The 21,316-nt window shown below is 74.1% G+C and carries 19 protein-coding genes; 7 read left to right on the forward strand and 12 right to left on the reverse strand.

What is annotated here, in order from left to right:
* Window positions 1-4 precede the first annotated feature (4 nt).
* The 4 genes from KV205_RS09440 to KV205_RS09455 form a co-directional block, all read right to left on the reverse strand.
* Window positions 5-1,549, reverse strand: coding sequence for an ABC transporter ATP-binding protein (locus KV205_RS09440; protein ID WP_265863641.1), 1,545 nt, complete (start codon window positions 1,547-1,549; stop codon window positions 5-7).
* Complete coding sequence (gene lanKC / locus KV205_RS09445; protein ID WP_265863642.1) at window positions 1,546-4,296, reverse strand: class III lanthionine synthetase LanKC; 2,751 nt, start codon at window positions 4,294-4,296, stop codon at window positions 1,546-1,548. Before lanKC ends, KV205_RS09440 begins: the two co-directional genes overlap by 4 nt.
* A 161-nt stretch (window positions 4,297-4,457) precedes the next feature.
* Window positions 4,458-4,577: a class III lanthipeptide gene (locus tag KV205_RS09450; RefSeq protein ID WP_265863643.1), complete on the reverse strand. Its 120-nt coding sequence runs from the start codon at window positions 4,575-4,577 to the stop codon at window positions 4,458-4,460.
* Window positions 4,578-4,766: 189 nt separating this feature from the next.
* Window positions 4,767-5,516 carry an HNH endonuclease family protein gene (locus KV205_RS09455; RefSeq protein WP_374214650.1) on the reverse strand — a complete coding sequence of 250 codons (750 nt, stop codon included), beginning with the start codon at window positions 5,514-5,516 and terminating at the stop codon, window positions 4,767-4,769.
* Between the two features lie 191 nt (window positions 5,517-5,707).
* Between KV205_RS09455 and KV205_RS09460 the strand changes: the two genes are divergently transcribed.
* From KV205_RS09460 to KV205_RS09470, 3 genes are all read left to right on the forward strand, one after another.
* Window positions 5,708-6,178: a cation:proton antiporter regulatory subunit gene (locus tag KV205_RS09460; RefSeq protein ID WP_265863708.1), complete on the forward strand. Its 471-nt coding sequence runs from the start codon at window positions 5,708-5,710 to the stop codon at window positions 6,176-6,178.
* 3 nt (window positions 6,179-6,181) lie between these two features.
* The gene (locus tag KV205_RS09465; RefSeq protein ID WP_265863645.1) at window positions 6,182-7,435 is read left to right on the forward strand and encodes a cation:proton antiporter; all 1,254 of its coding nucleotides are present in this window, start codon (window positions 6,182-6,184) and stop codon (window positions 7,433-7,435) included.
* Between the two features lie 233 nt (window positions 7,436-7,668).
* On the forward strand, window positions 7,669-8,271 hold the full coding sequence (locus KV205_RS09470) for an isochorismatase family protein (RefSeq protein WP_265863646.1): 603 nt from the start codon (window positions 7,669-7,671) through the stop codon (window positions 8,269-8,271).
* A 91-nt stretch (window positions 8,272-8,362) separates the two neighbouring features.
* On the opposite strand, the gene lexA is transcribed toward KV205_RS09470, so the two are convergent.
* Both lexA and KV205_RS09480 read right to left on the reverse strand, forming a co-directional pair.
* Window positions 8,363-9,055 carry a transcriptional repressor LexA gene (gene lexA, locus KV205_RS09475; RefSeq protein ID WP_265863647.1) on the reverse strand — a complete coding sequence of 231 codons (693 nt, stop codon included), beginning with the start codon at window positions 9,053-9,055 and terminating at the stop codon, window positions 8,363-8,365.
* A 210-nt stretch (window positions 9,056-9,265) separates the two neighbouring features.
* Window positions 9,266-9,886, reverse strand: a complete 621-nt coding sequence (locus tag KV205_RS09480) for an L-threonylcarbamoyladenylate synthase (protein WP_265863648.1) — start codon at window positions 9,884-9,886, stop codon at window positions 9,266-9,268.
* Between the two features lie 156 nt (window positions 9,887-10,042).
* Here KV205_RS09480 and KV205_RS36410 point away from each other — a divergent pair, with 156 nt between their 5' ends.
* The 3 genes from KV205_RS36410 to KV205_RS09495 are packed head-to-tail and all read left to right on the forward strand — an operon-like array spanning window position 10,043 to window position 13,632.
* Complete coding sequence (locus KV205_RS36410; RefSeq protein WP_265863649.1) at window positions 10,043-11,761, forward strand: thiamine pyrophosphate-binding protein; 1,719 nt, start codon at window positions 10,043-10,045, stop codon at window positions 11,759-11,761.
* Window positions 11,758-12,960, forward strand: a complete 1,203-nt coding sequence (locus KV205_RS09490) for a glutamate dehydrogenase (protein ID WP_265863650.1) — start codon at window positions 11,758-11,760, stop codon at window positions 12,958-12,960. Before KV205_RS36410 ends, KV205_RS09490 begins: the two co-directional genes overlap by 4 nt.
* Window positions 12,961-13,011: 51 nt before the next feature.
* Entirely contained in the window at window positions 13,012-13,632 is a 621-nt protein-coding gene (locus KV205_RS09495; RefSeq protein WP_265863651.1) for a TetR/AcrR family transcriptional regulator, read from the forward strand.
* A 31-nt stretch (window positions 13,633-13,663) separates the two neighbouring features.
* Here KV205_RS09495 and KV205_RS09500 read toward each other — a convergent pair whose 3' ends face one another.
* Together KV205_RS09500 and KV205_RS09505 are read right to left on the reverse strand one after the other, a co-directional pair.
* Window positions 13,664-13,927, reverse strand: coding sequence for a hypothetical protein (locus tag KV205_RS09500; RefSeq protein ID WP_265863652.1), 264 nt, complete (start codon window positions 13,925-13,927; stop codon window positions 13,664-13,666).
* 88 nt (window positions 13,928-14,015) lie between these two features.
* A complete protein-coding gene (locus KV205_RS09505; protein WP_265863653.1) occupies window positions 14,016-14,687 on the reverse strand; it encodes a hypothetical protein in 672 nt (223 codons plus the stop codon).
* A 172-nt stretch (window positions 14,688-14,859) separates the two neighbouring features.
* Here KV205_RS09505 and KV205_RS09510 point away from each other — a divergent pair, with 172 nt between their 5' ends.
* Window positions 14,860-15,675 (forward strand): VOC family protein, encoded by an 816-nt coding sequence (locus tag KV205_RS09510; protein WP_265863654.1) that lies wholly within the window; start codon window positions 14,860-14,862, stop codon window positions 15,673-15,675.
* A gap of 19 nt (window positions 15,676-15,694) precedes the next feature.
* Here KV205_RS09510 and KV205_RS09515 read toward each other — a convergent pair whose 3' ends face one another.
* The 4 genes from KV205_RS09515 to KV205_RS09530 form a co-directional block, all read right to left on the reverse strand.
* The gene (locus tag KV205_RS09515; RefSeq protein WP_265863655.1) at window positions 15,695-16,612 is read right to left on the reverse strand and encodes a DUF4034 domain-containing protein; all 918 of its coding nucleotides are present in this window, start codon (window positions 16,610-16,612) and stop codon (window positions 15,695-15,697) included.
* A gap of 201 nt (window positions 16,613-16,813) precedes the next feature.
* Entirely contained in the window at window positions 16,814-18,808 is a 1,995-nt protein-coding gene (locus tag KV205_RS09520; RefSeq protein ID WP_265863656.1) for a GAF domain-containing protein, read from the reverse strand.
* Between the two features lie 111 nt (window positions 18,809-18,919).
* Window positions 18,920-20,314 (reverse strand): MFS transporter, encoded by a 1,395-nt coding sequence (locus tag KV205_RS09525; protein ID WP_265863657.1) that lies wholly within the window; start codon window positions 20,312-20,314, stop codon window positions 18,920-18,922.
* A gap of 109 nt (window positions 20,315-20,423) precedes the next feature.
* A complete protein-coding gene (locus tag KV205_RS09530) occupies window positions 20,424-21,218 on the reverse strand; it encodes a 3-hydroxybutyrate dehydrogenase (protein WP_265863658.1) in 795 nt (264 codons plus the stop codon).
* Between the last annotated feature and the right edge of the window lie 98 nt (window positions 21,219-21,316).

A 21,316-nucleotide genomic window follows, 5' to 3' on the forward strand; every position in this document is an offset into this window, starting at 1 on the left:
CCCCCTAGGGGGTGGGCGTGCCCGCCCTCGCCGGTGCCCCGGCCCGTACGACCCGGTCGAAGGTGTCGTCCAGGGCCTCGTCCCCGTGGTGGACGACCAGGAGGGCGCGGCCCGCGGTGCGGTCGTGGAGGAGCTGGAGGGCACGGGCGCGGCTGCGGTCGTCGAGGTTGGCGAAGGGTTCGTCGGCGAGGTAGGCGTCGGCGTCCTCGGAGAGCAGGGCGCCGATGCCGGCGCGCTGGCGCTGGCCCGAGGAGAGGTCGGCGGGGAGCCGGTCGGCGAGTTCGTCGAGGTCGAGGGCGGTGCGCAGGGCGGGGTCGGTGACGAGGGCGCGTACGGGCAGCGGGGGCAGGTCGACGGGGGCGGTGAGGGCGGCGACCCGGGCCGGCCGGGTGACGTGGCCGGTGTCGGCGGCGAGGGTGCCGGCGACGACCTGCAGCAGGGTGGTCTTGCCGCAGCCGTTGGCGCCGCGGAGCAGCACGTGCTCGCCGGGCCGCTGGACGAGTTCGGGCAGGGCCAGTTCGGCCGGGCGCTCGTCCCCTTCCCCGTACCGGATGCGGGCGTCGTGCACCCGGATCAGCGGGCTCTCCTCGGGCAGCGGGCCGGCGGGGGCCTCGCGGAGGGCCTCGATGCGAAGCAGGACGGCGGTGCTGCGGCGGGTCTGCGGGATCATGTTGACGAGGTCGAAGATGCCGGTGACGGCCCGCCAGAGGGAGTTGACGAAGGCGAGGAAGCTGCCGAAGGTCATCCGGCCGGAGAGCACGAAGAACGCGCCGATGACCATGGACGCGGTGTCCGAGAGGTTCATCACCAGGTCGCTGAGCGTGCGTTGACGCTGTGTCAGACGGTGGTTGGTGTACGTGATGCCGAGGAAGCCGCCGAGCGCCTCGCGGTTGGCGGCGCGGGTGCCCGGCAGCAGGGCGGGCAGTCCGCGCAGGGCGTGGAAGGCGGCGAGGGTGCGGGTGAGGACGTGGACGTAGGTCGCCTCGGCCTCGCGTTCGGCGTCGGTGTTCTCGGCGATGCGCTTGGCGAGCCGGTTGCTGGCGAGGACCAGCGGGGGCACGATCACCAGGAGGATGAGGCTGGCCTGCCAGGAGAGGTAGAGCAGGACGCCGAGGAAGACGGTGGAGGCGACGGCCTGGCGGGCGATGCGGAGCGCGACGTCGACGGCCGGCAGGACGCCCTCGCGCACGTCGTTGTGGATGCGGCTGACGTACGAGGCGCTGCCGGGCCCGGCGAGCCTGCGGCCCTCCAGCTTGAGGGTGCGGGCGAGGAGTTCGGTCTCCAGGGCGAGCACGTAGGCGTTCTCGAAGCGCTTGCGCCACAGCGTGGTGCCGTAGCCGGCGAGGTTGAGGGTGAGGCCGAGGAGCAGATAGCAGCCGCCGAGGAACAGGAAGCGGCGGAAGTCGGCGGCGAGGATGGCCTGGTCGAAGAGGGCCTTGAGGAGCAGCGGGTGCAGCAGGGCCTCGGCGCCGCCGGTCAGCGCCTCGGCGGCGAGGAGGGCGGTGAAGGGGCCGCGGTGTCCGCGCAGGGTGTGCCAGAGCTGGTTCACCGGGCCACCTCGTCGAGGAGGAAGTCGGCGGGGCCGCCGTGCCGGAGGCGGTGCAGGACGCGCAGGACGCCGGCCGAGCCGGTGAGGTAGTCGGTGGCGCAGCGGAGCAGTCCTTCACCGGGGACGCCGAGCGGGGCGGGTCCGGCGGGGTCGCGGGGGATCCCGAAGCGCTCTTCGGGTTCGAAGAGGAACACCTGGCGCACGTGGTCGAGTTGGCGCAGCGCGGTCTCCCGGTGGCGGGCGTCGCCGGTGAACTCGGCGGCGTCCAGGAGGGCGTCGGCGATGCCGCTCATGCCGAAGGAGTAGCCGGGCAGGACGGAGTGGCCGACGTCGAGGCCGCGCAGCACGGTCCGGGCGGCGTCCAGGTCTCCGTAACGGAGGAGGACGCGCAGCACGCCGGCGGAGCCCACCTCCAGATACGGCTCCATGGTGCCCTCGTGCGCGAACATCAGCGGGCCGCCGTGTTCGTCGAGGGGCCGGGCGTGTGCCATCTCCCAGTCGAGGGCGGCCCGGCCGAGCCGTCGGTGCCGCTCCTCGCCGGTGATCTGGTGCATGCGCAGCAGGAAGAGGGCGGGTCCGGCCTGGCCGAAGCCGAGTCCGGTGAGCGGCTTCTCGGGCGAGGCGGCGTTCAGCCAGTAGGCGTGCGCGCCGTCGTGGTGGGCGGTGGCGTGCAGGGCCTCGGCGCAGGCGCGGGCGGCGTCGAGAGCGGCGGGGACGGGCTCGGAGCCGTACAGGTGGAAGCGGAGGTTGGTCATGCCGAGCCCGGCGAGGCCGTAGTAGAAGGTGTGGTCGGCGGCCTCGTGGCCGGCGGCGCGGGTGCGCCGGTTGGCCTGGTCGAGGAGGGCGCGGGCCTCGGTGTGCAGCCCGAGGGCGTCGGTGGCCCAGGCGAGGCCGGCGAGGCCGCTCATCAGTCCGTCGGGGTAGGCCCGGGGATCGATTTCGGCCACTCGCTCGCGCAGCCACTCCCGCCACTCGGGCCGTATCGCGTGTCCGGAGGCGTGCAGCGCCCAGAGGACGCCGCTCGCGCCGAAGCCGAGGCTGAGCGGGTTGGTGACATGGGCGAAGGGGTCGGTGGGGAAGAGCGTGGCGCGGCCGGGGTCGGCGGCGGCGGTGATGAAGGCGGCGACGCCGTCGGTGGCGTCGGCGAGCGGCGCCGGGTCGACGGTACGGGGCGCGGGTTCGCGGACCTGCCCGATCAGGCTCTCGGGGTCGGCGAGGGCGTCGAGGAGCTCGGGGATGCCGATCCGGGCGGCGGCCAGGTCGGTGATGAGGGTGTGCAGGGCCGGGGGCCAGCCGAGGTCGTCGAGGTACAGCCGGTAGCTGTCGAGGACGTTCGCGCGGAGGTACGACATGGCGGCGATCGGGAAGACGAAGTAGGCCATGGTGGTGGCGAGGGCGAAGAGGTCGCCCTCGAAGCCGAAGGTCCGGTAGATGTGCCGGGACAGGCTGAAGCCGGGCGTGAAGAGCTCGACGGGCTGGGCGAGTCCGTGTTTCGCGGCGTCCGTGCCCTGGTCCGGGGCGTCCGCGTCGGCGTCGGGCGCGTCGTCGGAGAGCCGGCAGGCCTCCAGGTCGACGACCGTCACCTCGTGGGTGTCGGGGTCGATGAGGAGGTTGGCGGCGGTGAGGTCGCCGAGCACGACATGGCGCTCGTGGGCGGCCCGCACGGCGCGGGCGAGGCTGCGGAAGACGGTGAGGAAGATCCGCAGGAACTCCTTGGACTGCTCGACGTCGAAGCCGGGGCGGGCCAGCGGATTGCGTTCCAGGAGCACCGAGCGGATGTCGGAGCCCTCGACGAACGACTCGGCGATGAAGTGGTGTTCCCAGTGGGTGAACTTCGCCAGCGGCGCGGGGAAGAAGCCGGTGCCGTCGAGGCGGTTGAGGAAGGTCCACTCCCGGGCGAGGATGTCGAGGGCGTCGTGGTCCCGGCGCGGGTTGGGGTTGGTGTACGGGCGGGCCTCCTTGAGGACCACCTTGCGGTCGCCGTCGGCGGTGTCCTCGGCGGTGTAGACGCCGCCGCTGTTGGAGAACTGGATGGCCCCGGTCACCCGGAAGCGCCCGCCGAGCAGCCCGTCCCCGGACTCGTCGTCCTCGTAGTCCTCGGGCTTCCAGTCGTCGAACGGCCAGGGCACCCACGCGGGGTGGGCCGCGCCGGGCCGCCGGTCGTCGGGTACGGGAGCGCCGTCGGGTCCGGTGATGTGCGGGACGTGGCGGCCGAGCACGTCGACGGTGTGGGTGTCGAGGAACTGCCCGTAGCGGAAGTAGAGCGCCTTGCTGTCCCGGTAGCGCAGGTCGGACAGGACGTACGGGCCCTCGGCGCCTTCGAGGAGGCGGGCGAGGTCGGCGAGGCAGCTGCGGAACCGCTCCTCGTCGCGCGGGTAGACGGTGACGAGTTTGCCGCCGCTGCCCCGTGACATGCCCTTGGAGTTGAGCATCTCGAAGATGTTGAGGTCGAGCGCGATCTTGAAGTCGTGGCCGTGGGCGGTGAGATACCCGATCACGGTCGCGGCGACCTCCCGCACGTTGCGGTGGTTGGCCGAGACGTGGATCTTCCAGCCCTGGGCGGGCAGTTCGGGGTCGTGGCGGTGGCTCCACCAGATGCCGCTGCGGACGAAGCGGTCCCGGGTCCGCCGGTCGAGGCCGGCGAGGAAGTGGTCCTCGCGCGGGATGTAGTCGACGTCGAGCGGATCGAAGAACAGCGTGTCGTTCCAGGCGAAGAGGAACCGGTTGACCCATCGTTCGTTGCGCATCTCAGCCTCAGCTCAGCCACTGCGTTCGTCCGGAGGCCGCCGCCCGCCGACGGCCGGGAGTACCGGGAATACCGGTCGGTACCGGGGGTACCGCGAAGGAACGGCGCGGGATCCGCGCGGGGGTGCCCCGTGCACCCCCGCGCGGATCACCGGCCGCTTCGTCAGACGGCCTCGGGCTTCGTGGAGCAGCAGCTGCTGCTGGAGCTGGTCAGGCTCACGACGGCGGCGCTGTTGGTGGCGGCCGTGGCCTCGAGGTTCTGGAGCTTGAGGACGCTGCTCATGCGGATCGTCTCCTCGGGTTGCGGTGCGCCTGGGGCGCACGCAGTGGATGGTGTCCGTACCGGCCGGCCGTTCGGCATGCGCCAGTCAACGCCATCCGCCGCCCCCGCACATGGGAGCTCCGCCCCCATAATCCGGCGGCCCCCACCCGCCGCGAATGGTGGGGGTGGGGGCGGGGGTGTGGGTGACGGTCAGGAGCCGCAGGTGTCCAGCATGGTGCCGAGTTCGGTCTTCTCCGCGCGGGTGACCGTCAGGCCGTAGGTCGCCTTCACCGAGGTCCACGCGCGGGCGTAGACGCACCAGTACGCGCGGGACGGCGGCTGCCACTCCTCGGGGCCCTGGTCGCCCTTGGAGCGGTTGGTCACGGCGGAGACGGCGAGGAGCTGGGGGTGGGTGAGGTCGTTGGCGAAGGCCTTCCGCTTCTCCTGGGTCCAGGTGTTCGCGCCGGAGCGCCAGGCGTTGGCGAGCGGCACCATGTGGTCGATGTCGAGGCCGGAGGCCTTGGTGACGGTCTTTCCGTCGTAGACGCTGAGCCAGCTGCCGGAGACGGCGCGGCACTGGGAGTCGCGGCGGACGCCGGTGCCGTCGCGTTCGAGCACGGTCTCGCGGGTGTTGCAGTTCTCGCCCTGCTCGGCCCAGTGCGGGAACTTGTCGCGGCTGTAGCCGGTCATCGAGCCCTGCGGAGCGACCTTGAGCGCGGCGAGCCGGGCGCGGGCCTCGGCGGCGCCGGGCAGCCCGGGCAGGGTGCCGGCGCCGGCGGGCGGGCCGCCGGGCGCGCCGCGGGTGGGCTCGGCGGTCGGCTGGGCGGTCGGTCCCTTTCCGTTCGGGCCGGAGTCGGCCTGGCCGGAGTCGGTCTGGCCGGCGCAGCCCGTGACGGTGACGAGCAGCGCTGCCGCCAAGGCCGTCAATCCCGATATGTGTCGCTGCTTCTGACGCCCCATGAGCCGAATCGTTCCCTCCGCTTGCCGCTCGTACGCGCGGAAGCGTACCGGTTCGTCCCGCTCCCGACCCCCTAGGGCCTTTTGGCTGCCTGGGTAAAGTAATTGCCAAGACGCCCGCCTCCCGGGACGTCCTCTTCCGCATGCCCGCTTCACGCCTCCCCCGCCAGGAGTTCCCCGTGCCCTCCACCCGCATGAGCCGCACCCCGCTGCCCGGAATCGGCGTCCGCTACGACCTGACGACCCGTGAGGACCGCCGGCTCTCGGTGGTCGCCGGCCGCGACGGGTCCCGGGTGCTGAGCGCGTACCAGCGCGACGACCCCGATGAATGCTCCTTGTCGGTCCGGCTGACCGCCGGGGAGTCGGAGGCCCTCATCGACGCGCTGATGCCCGCGCACCACAGCCCCAGCCTGCTCTCCACCACCGACCTCGGTCTGGTCGCCGAGCGGATCGAACTGTCCGCCGCGTCCCACTGGAACGGCCGCCGGCTCGGCGAGACCCGGATGCGGACCCAGACCGGCGTCTCCGTCGTGGCCGTGCTGCGCCGCGCCGACGCCATCCCCTCCCCCGGCCCCGACTTCCGCCTCGCCGGGGGCGACACCCTCATCGTGATCGGCACCCGTGAAGGGGCCGACGCCGCCGCCCTGATACTCGAAAGGGAGTGATCCATGCACTCGTCCGCCGTCTTCCTCATCGAGTTCGGAGCGATCATCCTCGGCCTCGGCCTCCTCGGCCGGCTCGCCGGACGCCTGAAGTTCTCCCCGATACCCCTCTATCTGCTCGCCGGTCTCGCCTTCGGCGAGGGCGGGCTCCTTCCGCTCGGCGCCAGCGAGGAGTTCGTCGCCATCGGCGCCGAGATCGGCGTCATCCTGCTGCTGTTGATGCTGGGCCTCGAATACACCGCGACGGACCTGGTCACCAACCTCAAGACCCAGTACCCCGCGGGACTCGTCGACGCCGCCCTGAACGCCCTGCCCGGCGCCGCCATGGCGCTGCTGCTCGGCTGGGGCCCGGTCGCCGCCGTCGTGCTCGCCGGCGTCACCTGGATCTCGTCCTCCGGCGTCATCGCCAAGGTGCTCGGCGACCTCGGCCGGCTCGGCAACCGGGAGACCCCGGTGGTGCTGAGCATCCTGGTCCTGGAAGACCTGGCCATGGCCGTCTACCTGCCGATCGTCACCGCCCTGCTGGCCGGCGCGGGCCTGGCGGCGGGCAGTCTGACCCTGGCCGTCGCGCTCGGCGTGGCGGGTCTCGTGCTCTTCCTCGCCCTCCGCTACGGGCGGCTCATCTCCCGCTTCGTCTCCAGCGACGACCCGGAGAAGCTGCTGCTCGTCGTCCTCGGTCTGACCCTGCTGGTGGCCGGTGTGGCGCAGCAGCTCCAGGTCTCCGCCGCCGTCGGCGCGTTCCTGGTCGGCATCGCCCTGTCCGGCGAGGTCGCCGAGGGCGCGCACAACCTGCTCAGCCCGCTGCGCGACCTCTTCGCCGCCGTGTTCTTCGTCTTCTTCGGGCTCCACACGGACCCCGCGACCATTCCGCCGGTGCTGCTCCCGGCGCTCGCGCTCGCCGTCGTCACGGCCGGTACGAAGATCGCCACGGGCTACTGGGCGGCGCGGCGCGCCGGGATCTCCGCGCGCGGGCGCTGGCGCGCGGGCGGCACCCTGGTGGCGCGCGGCGAGTTCTCCATCGTCATCGCGGGACTCGCGGTCACCGCGGGCATCGAGCCCTCGCTCGGCCCGCTCGCCACCGCCTATGTGCTCATCCTGGTGGTGCTCGGCCCGCTGACGGCCCGCTACACCGAGCCGGTCGCCACCCGCCTCACCGCTCTGCGCCGCCGCCCGGCCGGACCGGCGGCGCCCTCCGAGACGGCCGGCGGCCCGCAGGAGGAGCGGCTCGACGCGGTCGGGGAGAGCGCCGGCGGGCGCTGAGCCCGCCGGGCGGCGCACGAGAGGCGCAGCTCACGGCCCTTGGCCGTACCGCACCGCACCGCACCACACCTGAGCGATGGCCCCGCCCGGCCGGCGGCGATGTCCGGATCTGCAACTCACATGACATTGCCGCCATCCGGGTGGGGTTCGTAGCGTGGAGGCACAGTCACCGGGCCGCGTGCGCGGCCGTGTTCCGACTGCCTCACACCCTCGACCCTGAGAAGGGGCACGCGATGTCCACCACCACGCCGTCGGCCAGCCTGCGCGAGCTCAGCGGCTTCGACCAGACCCCGGCCCCGCTCGCCGGATCGACCCTGGTCCTGATCGACTACCAGAACACCTACACCCGCGGCGCGATGGAGCTGGCGGGCTGGGAGGCCGCGCTCGACGCCGCCGCCGGGCTGCTCGCCGCGGCCCGCGCCGCCGGGGCGAAGGTCGTCCACGTCATCAACGACGGGGGCGAGGGCACCCCGTACGACATCCGTGCCGAGATCGGGCAGATCCACCCGCGCGTGGCGCCGGTCGACGGCGAGCCGGTCGTGGTGAAGACCGTCCCCGACGCCTTCGTCGGCACCGACCTGGCCGAGCGCATCGACGAGGCCGGCCACAAGGACCTCGTCGTCGCCGGCTTCATGACCCACATGTGCGTGGCCTTCACGACCGCCGGGGCCTTCCTGCGCGGCAACCGTCCGACGGTCGTCGCCGACGCCTGCGCCACCCGCGCCCTGGCCACCACGGGCGGCACGGTCTCCGCCGAGCAGCTGCACCTGGGCGCGCTCGCCACCATCGACGACCTGTACGGCGTCGTCGTGCCGGACGCCGCCGCGCTGAGCTGACTCCCGCGCCGGGCCGCACCCGCCCGGCGGAACGCGTTCGGGACGGCGCGGGGGGCCGCCCCGGGCGGGTTCGGCGGCGGGGACGGGGGGCTCAGAGGCGGCGCAGGACGGACACCACCTTGCCGAGGACGACCGCCTCGTCGCCGGGGATCGGCTGGTAGTTCGCGTTGGCGGGCTTCAGCCAGACGTGCGGGCCGTCGTGGGAGAGGCGCTTCACGGTGGCCTCGCCGTCCAGCATGGCGGCCACGATGTCGCCGTCGTCGGCGGTGTCCTGCGCGCGCACGACCACCACGTCGCCGTCCTCGATGTGGGCGTCGCGCATGGAGTCGCCGACGACGGTCACGGCGAACAGCCGGCCCGCGCCGACCACCTGGGCGGGCAGCACCAGGGTGTCCTCGACCATCTCCTCGGCGGTGATGGGGACACCGGCGGCGATCCGGCCGACCAGCGGCACGGTCACGGCCTGCCGCTCACCCTCCTGCTCGAGACGCCGCTCGCGGGCACCCTCGGCCGACTCGTCCCCGGGCCGCTCGGCGATCACATAGGCGCGCGGCCGCTGCGGGTCCTGGCGCAGGAAGCCCTTCTTCTCCAGGGCCCGGATCTGGTGCGAGACGCTGGAGGTGCTGAGCAGTCCGGCACCGGCGGCGATCTCCCGCATGGAGGGCGGGAAGCCGTGCCGCCGGGTGTGGGTGCGGATGATGTCGAGGATCTGCTGCTGGCGCTGGGTCAGCCCGTCGTGGTTGATCCGGGTGCCCGGCGGCCGGCCGGCACGGGGTCTGCCCACGGTCGGCCTCCGTTCTTCCGTTTCGCCGGCGCCTGCCGCGGCGCCTGGTGTCGGCTTGTCGTCTCGTCGCGTTGTCGGTTTGTCGTTACCACGTGTCCTGCGAAGGCACACTAACCCGACCCACTGACAACGCAGCAGGTCGGGTGTACGAGGAGACCGGGAACGGGGGGCCGGGCACCGGGGCGGCGCGGGGGCGCGCCGCCGGCCGGGTCACTCGAAGCGGGAGGGGTCGCCCGCCCCGTACCGTACGATCTCGGCCTCGCCGCTGGAGAAGTCGACGACCGTCGTCGGCTCCGTGCCGCAGTCGCCCGAGTCCACGACGGCGTCGACCAGGTGGTCGAGCCGGTCCTTGATCTCCCAGCCCTGGGTCATCGGCTCGTCCTCGTCGGGCAGCAGCAGGGTGCTCGACAGGAGCGGCTCACCGAGCTCGGCCAGCAGCGCGCGGGCCACCGGGTGGTCGGGGATGCGGACGCCGACAGTCTTCTTCTTGGGGTGCAGCAGGCGGCGCGGGACCTCGCGGGTGGCCGGGAGGATGAAGGTGTAGTTGCCGGGGGTCGCCGACTTCACCGCGCGGAAGACGTTGTTGTCGACCTGGACGAACTGCCCGAGCTGGGCGAAATTCTCACAGACCAGGGTGAAGTGGTGCCGGTCGTCGAGCTTGCGGATGGTCTTGATCCGCTCGACGCCCTCGTGGTTGTCGATCTGGCAGCCCAGCGCGAAGCAGGAGTCCGTGGGGTAGGCGATGAGGGCTCCGGCCCGGAGGCTCTCGACCACGGTGCCGATGGTGCGCGGCTGCGGGGACTGCGGGTGCACATCGAAGTACTTGGCCATTTTCCGACCCTACGGGATCGGTGGCGCCGTCGTTCGCGCCCCGCCCCGCGCGGCTCGGTGCACGCGCCGCACGATGCGTTGACAGCGCCGCCCACAGCTCCCGATACTGACTGATGAGTCAGTCAGTAGTCATGCCCCACGCCGCCCGGAGGAACCGTGCCCGACCTCACCATCGAGCAGGCCCGCCTCCCCGGGCAGCCCGGCCCCGCACCCGGCCCCGCACCCTGCGCCGCGCCCGCGCTCACCGGTGGCGAGGCGGTCGTCCGGGCGCTCGCCGCGCACGGCGTGACGGACGCCTTCGGCATCCCGGGCACGCACAACCTGGAGATCTACCGGCATCTGCGGCCGTACGGCATCCGGCATGTGACGCCGCGCCATGAGCAGGGCGCGGGGTACGCGGCCGACGCGTACGCCCGGGTGTCCGGACGGCCCGGAATCGCGATCACCACGACCGGGCCCGCGCTCCTGAACATCGCGGCGGCGGTCGGCCAGGCGTACTCCGACAGCGTGCCGCTGCTCGTGGTGTCGCCGGGCATGCCGCTGCGCCACCCGCGCCAGTCCACCGGTCTGCTGCACGAGATGCGCAGCCAGACGGAGGCGCTGCGCGGGGTGGCGGCGGTCAGCCACCGGGTGGCGTCGGTGGCCGAGATCGGCGTAGCGGTGGCCCGGGCGTTCACCCTGTTCCGTACGGGCCGGCCGCGGCCGGTGCACATCGAGGTGCCGCTCGACCTCCTGGAGGCCGTCGAACCGGCGGGAGCGCCGCGGCTCGCGCCGCCCGCCGCTCCCCCGGCGCCGGACCCGGAGGCGGTCCGCGCGGCGGCGCGGGTCCTGGGCGCGGCCCGGCGGCCGGCCCTTGTGCTCGGCGGCGGTGCGCGCACGGCGGCGGCCGAGTGCCGGGCGCTCGCCGGGCTGCTCGGCGCGCCGGTGGTCACCACCGCCAACGGCAAGGGCGTCGTCGACGAGCGGCACCCGCTGTCGCTCGGCGTGTCCCTGCACAGCCCGGCCGTCCGGAGCTGGCTCGCGGACCGCGACGCGGTGCTCGCCGTCGGCACCGAGCTCGCCGAGTCCGACGCGTGGGGGCCGCTGCCGGCCCTCGCCGGCCGGCTGATCCGGGTCGACGTCGACCCGGCGCAGATGTACGCGGGGCTCCCGGCGGACGTCCCGCTGGTCGGTGACGCGCCCACCGTGCTCGGCGCGCTGCTCGACGCGCTGACCGGGGCCCTGACCGGCGCCTTGACCGGCACGCCTCCGGGGTCCGCCGGCCCGCGCGACGACGGAGCGGACGTGGCGGCGGACGTGACGGCCCTGCGGACCGCCCGCGACGACGAGACCCGGGAGCGCGACGCCCGCTGGGTGCCGTATCTGCGGGCGATCCGGCGGGTGCTCGCCGAGGACGCGGTGATCACCTCCGACAGCGCCCAGTGCTGCTACTACGGGGCGCTGCCCCATCTGCCCGTCGGCCCGGAGGGCCGCTATCTGCACCCGACCGGCTTCGGCACCCTCGGCTACGCGCTGCCCGCCGCCGTCGGCGCGAAGACGGCCTGCCCGGAGCGGCAGGTGGTGGCCCTGAGCGGGGACGGCGGTCTGCAGTTCTCGGTGCAGGAGCTGGCCACCGCCGCGCAGACCGGGCTGCCGCTGCCGGTCGTGGTCTTCGACAACGGCGGGTACGGCGAGATCCGCGAGGAGATGGCGGCGCGCGGGGACCGGCCCGTGGCCGTCGACCTGCCGGCCGTGGACCTGCCCGCGCTCGCCCGCGCGTACGGCGGGCGGGGCACCGTCGCCCGTACCCCCGGCGAACTGTCCGCCGCGCTCGCCGAGGCGCTGGTCACCCCCGGTCCCACCGTCGTCACCGTTCCCGAGGAGGATCCCCGATGACATCCCCTTCTCCCACCACTCCCCGCGCGCCGCTGGTCTCGGTCACCTGGACCGACCATGTGACGGGCCGTCAGGGCCATCTGGTGATCGACCGGCTGGTGCGCGGCGTGTCCAGCGGCGGGCTGCGGATGCGCGCGGGCTGCACGCTCGACGAGGTCGCCGGGCTCGCCCGCGGCATGACGATGAAGGAGGCGCTGCACTACGACCCGAGCGCGCGGTACGTGCCGCTGGGCGGCGCCAAGGGCGGCATCGACTGCGACCCGCGCGACCCCGAGGCGTACGGCGTCCTGGTCCGCTATCTGCGGGCCGTGCGCCCGTACGTCGAGCGGTTCTGGACCACCGGCGAGGACCTGGGGCTCACCCAGGACCTGGTCGACCGGGCGGCCGCGGAGGCCGGTCTGGTGTCGTCGGTGCAGGCCGTGTACCCGCTGCTCGACGACGAGGCGGAGGCGCGGCGGCGGCTCGCCGACGCCTTCGCGGTGGAGGTCGACGGGATCGGTCTGGACGAGCTGGCGGGCGGCTGCGGGGTCGCCGAGTCCGTCCTGACCGCGCTGGACCGGGCGGGCGTGCCGCACGCGGGGACGCGGGTGGCGGTGCAGGGCTTCGGCACGATGGGCGGGGCGACCGCGCGCTTCCTGGCCCGGGCCGGGCTTCGGGTGGTGGCCGTGGCCGACGTGAAGGGCACGATGGCCCACCCGGAGGGCCTGGACGTCGAGGCGCTGCTCGCCGCCCGGGACGCGTACGGCACGGTGGACCGCGCCGCGCTCCGGCCCCGTGACGCCGAACTGCCCGGCGACGCCTGGCTGTCGGCGGACGCCGACGTGCTGGTGCCGGCGGCCGTCTCGTACGCGATCGACGCGGACAACCAGGGGCGGATCACGGCCCGCTGGGTCGTCGAGGCGGCCAACATGCCGGTCCTGCCGGAGGCGGAGGAGCTGCTCGCGGCGCGCGGGATCGCGGTGCTGCCGGACGTGGTGATCAACTCGGCCACCAACGCCTGGTGGTGGTGGACGCTGTTCGGCGACATCGGCGCGGACCCGGACGAGGCCTTCGCGCACATCCGGCGTTCCATGCGGGCCCTGGTCGAGCAGGTGCTGACCCGGGCCGAGCGGGACGGGACCACGGCGCGCACGGCGGCGCACCGGCTCGTCGCCGACCGGCTGCCGGAGATCTCCGAGCGCTTCGGCTGGTACGCGTGAGCCGCTCCGCCGGCCACCAGGGGGCTTCCGGGGGCTGTGTAGGGTGAGGCCGTGGCCAGAGTCCGGTTGAGCGTGGAGGAGAGACGCGCGGAGATCCTGCGCGTCGCCGTCGAGCAGATCGAGGCCCGTGGCGTGGGCAACGTGCGGATCGCGGACGTCGCCAAGGAGCTCGGTGTCAGCAGCTCCCTGGTGCTCTATCACTTCTCCACGAAGGAACTCCTGGTCGCCGAGTCCTTCGCCCATGCCGCCCGAGGCGACCTCGCCCGGCTCCGCGAACTCCTCGGCAAACCCCGCAGCAGCGCCACCCGGCGGCTGCGCGCGGCGGTCCGCTGGTACGCGCCGACGGGGCAGGCCAAGGGCTGGCGGCTGTGGATCGAGGGCTGGGCGGCGGCGCTGCGGGAGCCCGCGCTGCGCGAGGTCACCCATGACCTGGACCGGCAGTGGAAGGCCGCGATCGCCGAGGTCGTCGCGGAGGGCGTCGCCGCCGGCGAGTTCCACTGCGAGCGGCCCGAGGACACGGCCTGGCGGCTCACCGCCCTGCTCGACGGGCTGGCGGTGCAGATGACCTCGTATACCGGCTCGCTCTCCCGCACCACGATGCTGGAGTGGGTGGACGACGCGCTCGTCCGCGAACTGGGCATCGACCACGAGCGGCTGCGCACCGCGCGCTGACCGGCGGTTTCCGCGCCGGGGCGCCCCCCGGCTATCTCCCGGTCACCCGGATCCGCAGCTCGTACGGCGCGCCGCTGCTGATGGCCCGCGCCTGGTCCAGCAGGTCGGCCCCGGTGAAGCCGAGCAGCGCCCGCTCCGCCGCCTCCTTCAGGAGCGGCACGATCACCTCGACCGGCCGCCCCCGGTACGACACGGCGAGCCCGGCGAACGCCTCCTGGTACGGCACGGCGTACCCGCTGCGGCTGTCCGCGAGCAGACGGTCGAGCTGCCGCCGGTCCACACTGATCTCACCCATGCCCACTCCCTCGCTCCCGGGGTCCGGCCGCTGCCGGACCCATCGCTTTCGACGGTACGAGGGGGGTCTGACAGTCAGGCCGGAACGCTCAGGCCGGACCGGCGGCCCCGTCGTCCCGGACCGAGCTGTCCCACCGCCACGCGGTGACCCTCGGGTGGCCCGGGAGCTCCGCGCGGCCGGTGGCCCAGAGGAGGGTGGGCCAGGGCGGTGTGCCGGTCGGGGCGGTGGGGAAGAGGCGGGCGAGGGCGCGGGCGCAGGGTGCGTCGGGCGGGGTCCAGGGCAGGCCGAGGCCGGCGGCGAGGTCGTGGGTGTGGACCAGGGTCTCCACCAGGCCCATCGCGGCGAAGCCCGCGGGGTCGGACACGCCGTAGGCGTGGTGGGCGCGGGTCTCCGGGGGCGTGGTGCGGACCATGGCGACGAGGAGGGCGCCGCACGCCTCCAGGACCTGGAGCAGTCCGGCGGGGCCGGCGGCGTGGTCGGCGTGGACGGCGTTCGCGGGCCCGCCGGGGCGCCGGGCCTGCCAGACGAACGGCACGTCGCCGTCCAGCGGCGGTGCGGCGGGGCCGAGTTGGACGGCGTACGCGAAGAGGTCGTCGGCCAGGTGCTCGACCGTCTCCCAGCAGTCCCACTCCAGGGTGCCCGCCCTGCCCTCCCAGGCGTCCGGCGGCGCCTCGCGGAGGGCGGCGACGGCGAGCCGTACGGTGTCGTGGAGGTCGTCGGCGGCGGTGTGCGCGGCGGCGCGGGCGGCGGTTCGGGGCATGGCGGGACCGTACCGCGCGGTGTCACCCGTGCGCCCCTCCCTTTCGGCGGCCGAGCGGCGCCTGTCAGTGCCGGATGCCAGGCTGTGAGGTGGTACGGATTCCACCCCGTGAGGGCCTGGGCGCACGCCGGCCACCGCTCGCGAGCGCCGGGCCCCGTGAAAGGCAAGGGCCATGATCACCACTGACTTCGCTCCCGGCACCCCCTGCTGGCTCGACCTCGGCGCGCCCGACGTCGCCGCCGCCGCGGACTTCTACGGCGCCGTCCTCGGCTGGGAGTACGAGCCGATGGAAGGCGGCGAGGGCGACGAGGAGATGGAGGGCGGCATGTTCCGGAAGGACGGCAAGACCGTCGCCGGGCTCGGCAAGCTCACCGAGGAGGGTGCCCGCTCGGCCTGGATGATCTACTACACGGTCGCCGACGCGGATGCGACGACCGAGGCCGTCGAGCGCGCCGGCGGCACGGTCCGGGTGGCGCCCCGGGACCTCGGCGAGTGGGGCCGGATGGCCCAGTACAGCGATCCGCTGGGCGGCCAGTTCGCGGTCTGGCAGCCGGGCAAGGACACCGGCGTCGAGCTGGTCGACAAGGCGGGTTCGCTGAACTGGACCGAGCTGTACACCAGCGACGCCGCCGCGGCCAAGGAGTTCTACGGGAGCGTCTTCGGCTGGCAGTTCAGCGACATGCCGCTGCCGGGCGGCGGCGCCGACGGCACGTACACCCTCATCACGCCCGCCGGTCTGCCGGAGGACCGGATGCAGGGCGGCCTGATGGAGCTGTCGAAGGACGATCTCGCGCTGGCCGGCGGACGCCCGTACTGGCACCCGGTGTTCGCCGTGGACGACTGCGACGCGGCGGTCGCCGCGGCCACCGGCAACGGCGGCACGGTGCAGATGGGCCCGGAGGACGCGGAGGGCGTGGGCCGGCTCGCCGTCTGTCTGGACCGGGCGAACGCCGATTTCGTCGTCCTGAAGCCGGCGGCGCAGGCCTGAGCCGGGGCCGCCGGCCCGGCTACAGGGGCATCGTCGTGGTGCCCCTGGAGCCGGTCCGGGGCTTCGCCCGGGTGGCGGCGACGGCCCGGGCGTGGTCGAAGGCCGCGACCGGGTCGCCGGTCCCGGTCCACGGGGACGCGCCGCACCAGCGGCCGATCAGCCGGAACTGCTCCAGGGCCGCCTCGTGGCTGCCCGCCTTCAGCAGGTAGTGCGCCAGCAGGTGCCGCAGCCGCGGCAGGGCCTCGTCGTCGGGGTCCACCTGCCCGAGGGACCGGGCGACCCGTGCGAGGACCGCGCGGGACCTGCGGGCCCGCAGACCGCCGGTGCCGCCGCGCTTGTCGAGCTCCTGGAGGGCGTGCAGGTAGACGCCGGCGAGCGGGCTTCCGGCGGGGGCGCGGTCGACGGCCCGCCGGGCGAAGGCCAGCATCAGCCGGTTGGAGCCGTGCCATTTGCCGCACCAGTACTGCAGGGCCTGCCAGTGACCGGAGTAGTGGTGCGGGGCGCGGGCGGTCAGCTCCTCCCACAGGGTGCGGAACTGCTGGTGGGAGTACGACATCGCGCGCGCCGCGGTGATCATGACGACCCAGGGGCCGGGGTTGCGGGGGTCGAGCTTCGAGGCGTCGACGGCGGCGCCCATCGCGGTCGGCAGCATCGCCTTGAACCGGTTCATGTCCGAGTCCAGGACCTCGTCGGCGTACCCGGAGCCCCGGATCTGCCAGGCCCGGTGCAGCAGCAGGCTCGCGTACAGCGTGGCCGCGTCGGCGTTCTCCGGCTCCGCGTACCGCCACTTCTCCACCCAGGAGTCGCCCTGGCCCGCGATCTCCTGGAGCACTTCGGTACGGGACCAGCGGGCGTCCCAGTCGTCGCCGGCGGCCGCGACGTACGAGGCGGCCGGACGCCAGTCGCCGCCCCAGGCCGCGTCGGCGACGGCCTGCATCTCCTGGAGGCGGTGGGCCGGCTGCGGCCGGCCCGGCCCGCCCGGCGTCGAGGAGTTCGGACGGCGCCAGGCCGTACGCGGCGGGCGCGAAGCCGGCGGTGGGTCCGCCGGATCTTCGGGAGCGGTCTCGGTAGAGGGCGATGAGCACGCCCAGAAGGCCGATGACCAGGGCGGTTATGGATGCGGACATGAGCGGGATCATCACCGATGGGCGTCCCCGGGGCAACCGAGATCACCGCGCCCGGCACCGCCGCCGCGGGTGAGCTGGTGGAGGCGGAGCGCCAGGTGGGTCTCCAGGGCGCGGGCGGGGTTGTTCCAGTCGGGGCCGAGGAGTTGGGCGACCCGGTCGAGGCGCTGGACGACCGTGTTCACGTGCACATGGAGGGTGTCCTTGGCGCGGGAGAGGCTGGCGCCCTGCTCGTAGTAGGCGTGGAGGGTGCGCAGCAGGTCGGTGCCGCGCTCGGTGTCGTATGCGATGACCGGGCCGAGGACCCGCTCGACGTACGCGCCGACGTCGGCCCGGTCGCCGAGCAGGACGCCGAGGAAGCCGAGGTCGGCGATGTCGGCGCCGTCTCCGGTGCGGTCGAGGGCGTGGAGGGCGGTGAGGCAGCGCAGGGCCTCGGCGTGCAGGGCGGCGTGCTGTTCGGGCGCGGTGCCGGGGCCGGCGGCGCCGACGGTGACGGGCGCGCCGAGGACGCGGGCGAGGTCGGTCGCGAGGCCGCGGGCGAGGGCGCCGGGCCGGTCGGCCGGTGCGAGCAGGACGACCCGGCCGTGCCGGGTGCCGGCCAGGCCGCCGAGCCGGCGGGCGGTGCGGGCGGTCTCGGCGGCGAGCCGGGGGCGCAGTGCGGGCGCGCAGTCGAGGACGGCGACGGCGTGCGGCCTGCCCAGGTCGACGCCGAGGCGCCGGGCGCGCAGGGTGTGGCTGCCGCCGTCCCAGTGGGCGGAGGAGGCGGGGCCGGCGAGGAGGTCGTCGAGGAGTTCGCCGCGTACCCGGTCCTCGGTCTCGGCGACGGACCGGCGGATGAGCAGCAGCATCGCGGTGACCAGTGCGGCGCGTTCGAAGAGGCGGCGGTCCGCTTCCGAGAGGTCTCCGCGTCCGGTGAGGACGATGCCGCCGAGCGGTTCGGCGCCGGCGAGCACGGCGCAGGTCCAGACGCCGTCCGCGTGGACGGCGCGGCCCTCGGTGCGGGAGGCGGCGAGGCTCGCGGCACAGGGGGTGACGGGTGCGGTGCCGGCCCGGGCGAGTTCGCTGCCGTCGGTGTCGTGGACGGCGACTCCGCCGCCGAGGAGGGCCGCGATCTCGGCGGCCATGTCGTCGATGCCCGCGCCGCGCAGCACCAGCCGGGTCAGCCGGTCGTGGGCGTCGGAGGCCCGGTGCAGGGCCTCGCTGTGGGCGCGGGCGGTGGCGTTGGCGGCTTCGAGCCGGGTGAGGGTCTCGCGGGTCTCCTCCAGGAGGCGTGCGCCGTCGATGGCGACGGCGGCGTGGTCGGCGAGCGAGCCGAGCAGGGCGATGGCGTCGGGGGTGAACTCGCGCGGGGTCCGGTCGGCGGCGAACAGCACGCCGATGATCTCCTCGCCGAGCCGCAGCGGGACGCCGAGGATGCCGCGCAGCCCTTCCTCGGCCACACCGTCGTCGATCGTCCCGGTGTGCCGGTAGCGCCGGTCGGAGCGGTAGTCGGTGCTGGCGTAGGGGCGGGCGGTCTGCGCGACCAGACCGCCGAGGCCCTCCCCCATGCCGAGCCGGAGCTGCTGGAAGGCGGCGGAGACGGATCCGTCGGTGACCCGCATGAAGGTGTCCTGCGCGACCGGGTCGTTGAGGGTGAGATAGGCGATGTCGGCGCCGAGGAGGGTGCGCGCCCGGCGCACGATGGCGCGCAGCACGGCGTCGAGGTCGCGCAGCGCGGCCAGGTCGCCGGCGGTGTCGAACAGCGCGACCAGTTCCGTCTCGCGGCGGCGGTACTGGTCGAGCACCCGCCGCACGGCGAGGGCGGCCTCGGTGGTCTCCGCGATCCGGGCCGCCTCGGCCGGTTCGGCTCCGTCGGCACGCGAGCGGGCCGGCTGGAGCGCGAGCTCCTCGGCGGGCGCGTCGGCGGCGAGGAGGTCCACCAGGCGGCGGGCGGCCGATTCGCCGGCCGTCGGCGGCCGGGTCCGCGGCCCGTTCGGCGTCCGGGGTTGTGCGCTGCGGTCCGCGGTCATGGGGCCTCGTCTCGGGCGGGTGGCTGTGGGGGGTGTGTGCACGGCGTCGCCCGGTCCGCCGTGCCCTCACTCACGGCGGACCGGGCGGCGCGGGTGCGCTGCGGGGCGCGGTCAGGCCCGGTCGCCCGCGGCGACGGCGTCGGAGCCGGTTTCGGCGTCGGCCGGCGCCGGGGCGGCGTCGCCCCGGTCGTCGCGCGAGCGGGCGAGGTCACGGCCGCGGGTCTCGCGGGTGACCGCCACGGTGACGGTGGTGACCACGGCCGCCGCGCAGAGGTAGACGGCGATGGGGGTGGACGACGCGTAGTCCTTGAGGAGTTCGACGGCGATGATCGGGGCGAGCGCGCCGGCCAGGATGGAGGCGAGCTGGGAGCCCATCGAGGCGCCGGAGTAGCGGACCTTGGTGTCGAACATCTCGGAGATGAACGCGGCCTGCGGCCCGTACATCGCGCCGTGCAGCAGCAGGCCGGCGGTGACGGCGAGGGTGATGACGGCGAACGACCCGGAGTCGACGAGGCCGAAGAAGACGAACGCCCAGACGGCCATGCCCACGGAGCCGATGAGGGTGACGGGCCGCCGCCCGACGCGGTCGGACAGGGCGCCCCACAGCGGGATGGTGACGAAGTGGACGGCGGAGCCGATCAGGACGGCGTTCAGCGCGGTGCTCTTGGGGAGCTCCAGATGGGTGGTGACGTACACGAGCAGGAAGGAGGTCAGGATGTAGTACGAGATGTTCTCGCCGAACCGGGTGCCGATGGAGGAGAGCACCTCGCGCCAGCTGCGCCGGAACACCTCGACGACCGGGGCCTTCTCCTGCACGCCCTGCGCGGCGGCGGCCTCGGCCTTGGCCTGCGCGGCGAGGAACACCGGGGACTCGGACACCGAGACGCGGATCCACAGGCCGATGACCACGAGGAGACCGGACAGCAGGAACGGGACGCGCCAGCCCCAGGACTGGAAGGCGGCTTCCGACTGGAACGCGGCGAGGAGGGCGAGGACGCCGGTGGCGAGCAGGTTGCCGCCGGGGGCGCCGGCCTGCGGCCAGGAGGCCCAGAAGCCGCGGTTCTTGTCGCCGCCGTGCTCGGAGACGATGAGGACGGCGCCGCCCCACTCGCCGCCGAGCGCGAAGCCCTGGACCAGGCGCAGCACGGTCAGCAGGATCGGCGCGCCGATGCCGATGGTCTCGTACGTGGGCAGCAGGCCCATGGCGAATGTGGCACCGCCCATCATCAGGAGGCTGACCACGAGCAGCTTCTTGCGGCCGATCTTGTCACCGTAGTGGCCGAAGACGATCCCGCCGAGCGGCCGGGCGGCGAACCCGATGGCGTACGTGATGAAGGCGATCAGGGTGCCCACGAGCGGATCGGCGCTGGGGAAGAACAGCGTGTTGAAGACGAGGGCGGCGGCGGAGCCGTAGAGGAAGAAGTCGTACCACTCGATGGTCGTGCCGATCAGGCTGGCGGCGACGATACGGCTGATGCCGCTTCTCGGCGTGGTGGTGTCAGACATGGGTTCACCGGTTTCACGAACGGACGGGAGGGGGTGGTGCGGGGTACGAGTGATGCGGGGTACGGGGTGATGCGGGGTACGGGGGCGGGTGCGGGTTACGGGGGCGGGGTCAGCCCGCGGTCCAGCCGCCGTCGAGCGGGAGGGAGGCGCCGGTGAGGTAGCCGGTGTGCGGGCTGCACAGCCAGAGGACGGCGGCGGCGACCTCGTCGGACTCCAGGAGCCGCTTGACGGGCGAGCGGGCGAGCATGACGTCGGTGAGCACGTCGGTCTCGCTGATGCCGTGGGCGGCGGCCTGGTCGCGCACCTGGCCCTCGACGAGCGGGGTGCGGACATAGCCGGGGTTGACGCAGTTGCTGGTCACGCCGTGCGGGGCGCCCTCGATCGCGGCGACCTTACTCAGCCCCTCCAGGGCGTGCTTGGCGGCGACATAGGCCGACTTGTAGGCGCTGGCCCGCAGTCCGTGGACGCTGGAGACGTTGACGATCCGCCCCCAGCCCTGGGCGTACATGTGCGGCAGGGTCCGGCGCATCAGCAGGAACGGTGCGGTGACCATCACCTTCTGGATCAGCTCGAACCGCTCCGTGGGGAACTCGGTGAGCGGCGCGACGTGCTGGAGGCCGGCGTTGTTGACCAGGATGTCGACCGCGGACGGGAGGAGGTCGACGGCTCCCCCGTCCGCGAGGTCGGTCACGTGCGCCGTGCCGCCGGCGATCTCGGCGACGGCCTTGGCCGCCGCGCCGTCCCGGTCGACCACATGGACCTGGGCGCCGGCCTGGGCCAGGGCGAGGACACAGGCCCGGCCGATGCCGCTGCCGCCGCCGGTCACCAGCGCCGTCCGCCCGCTCAGGTCGATCGCGGCGGCCGGCGGCGGCAGGGGGACCGGCGTGGGAAATGTGTTCGTCATGGCCGGAAACAGTAGGGAGAGCTCCGGGCCGCTCCCATGTGCCTGCCAGCCATAAACACTTGCGTTTCAGTGGTGGCGGACACCATGGAACGGCGTGA

This window comes from Streptomyces sp. SKN60 (genome assembly GCF_026236535.1).
GTDB lineage: Bacteria > Actinomycetota > Actinomycetes > Streptomycetales > Streptomycetaceae > Streptomyces.

Bases quoted from the DNA above. Each gene is read 5' to 3' on its own strand.
- lanKC (WP_265863642.1), bottom strand. From the start codon at position 4,296: ATGCGCAACGAACGATGGGTCAACCGGTTCCTCTTCGCCTGGAACGAC.
- KV205_RS09450 (WP_265863643.1), bottom strand. From the start codon at position 4,577: ATGAGCAGCGTCCTCAAGCTCCAGAACCTCGAGGCCACGGCCGCCACC.
- KV205_RS09455 (WP_374214650.1), bottom strand. From the start codon at position 5,516: ATGGGGCGTCAGAAGCAGCGACACATATCGGGATTGACGGCCTTGGCG.
- KV205_RS09460 (WP_265863708.1), top strand. From the start codon at position 5,708: ATGAGCCGCACCCCGCTGCCCGGAATCGGCGTCCGCTACGACCTGACG.
- KV205_RS09465 (WP_265863645.1), top strand. From the start codon at position 6,182: ATGCACTCGTCCGCCGTCTTCCTCATCGAGTTCGGAGCGATCATCCTC.
- KV205_RS09470 (WP_265863646.1), top strand. From the start codon at position 7,669: ATGTCCACCACCACGCCGTCGGCCAGCCTGCGCGAGCTCAGCGGCTTC.
- KV205_RS09480 (WP_265863648.1), bottom strand. From the start codon at position 9,886: ATGGCCAAGTACTTCGATGTGCACCCGCAGTCCCCGCAGCCGCGCACC.
- KV205_RS09490 (WP_265863650.1), top strand. From the start codon at position 11,758: ATGACATCCCCTTCTCCCACCACTCCCCGCGCGCCGCTGGTCTCGGTC.
- KV205_RS09500 (WP_265863652.1), bottom strand. From the start codon at position 13,927: ATGGGTGAGATCAGTGTGGACCGGCGGCAGCTCGACCGTCTGCTCGCG.
- KV205_RS09505 (WP_265863653.1), bottom strand. From the start codon at position 14,687: ATGCCCCGAACCGCCGCCCGCGCCGCCGCGCACACCGCCGCCGACGAC.
- KV205_RS09510 (WP_265863654.1), top strand. From the start codon at position 14,860: ATGATCACCACTGACTTCGCTCCCGGCACCCCCTGCTGGCTCGACCTC.
- KV205_RS09515 (WP_265863655.1), bottom strand. From the start codon at position 16,612: ATGCAGGCCGTCGCCGACGCGGCCTGGGGCGGCGACTGGCGTCCGGCC.
- KV205_RS09520 (WP_265863656.1), bottom strand. From the start codon at position 18,808: ATGACCGCGGACCGCAGCGCACAACCCCGGACGCCGAACGGGCCGCGG.
- KV205_RS09525 (WP_265863657.1), bottom strand. From the start codon at position 20,314: ATGTCTGACACCACCACGCCGAGAAGCGGCATCAGCCGTATCGTCGCC.
- KV205_RS09530 (WP_265863658.1), bottom strand. From the start codon at position 21,218: ATGACGAACACATTTCCCACGCCGGTCCCCCTGCCGCCGCCGGCCGCC.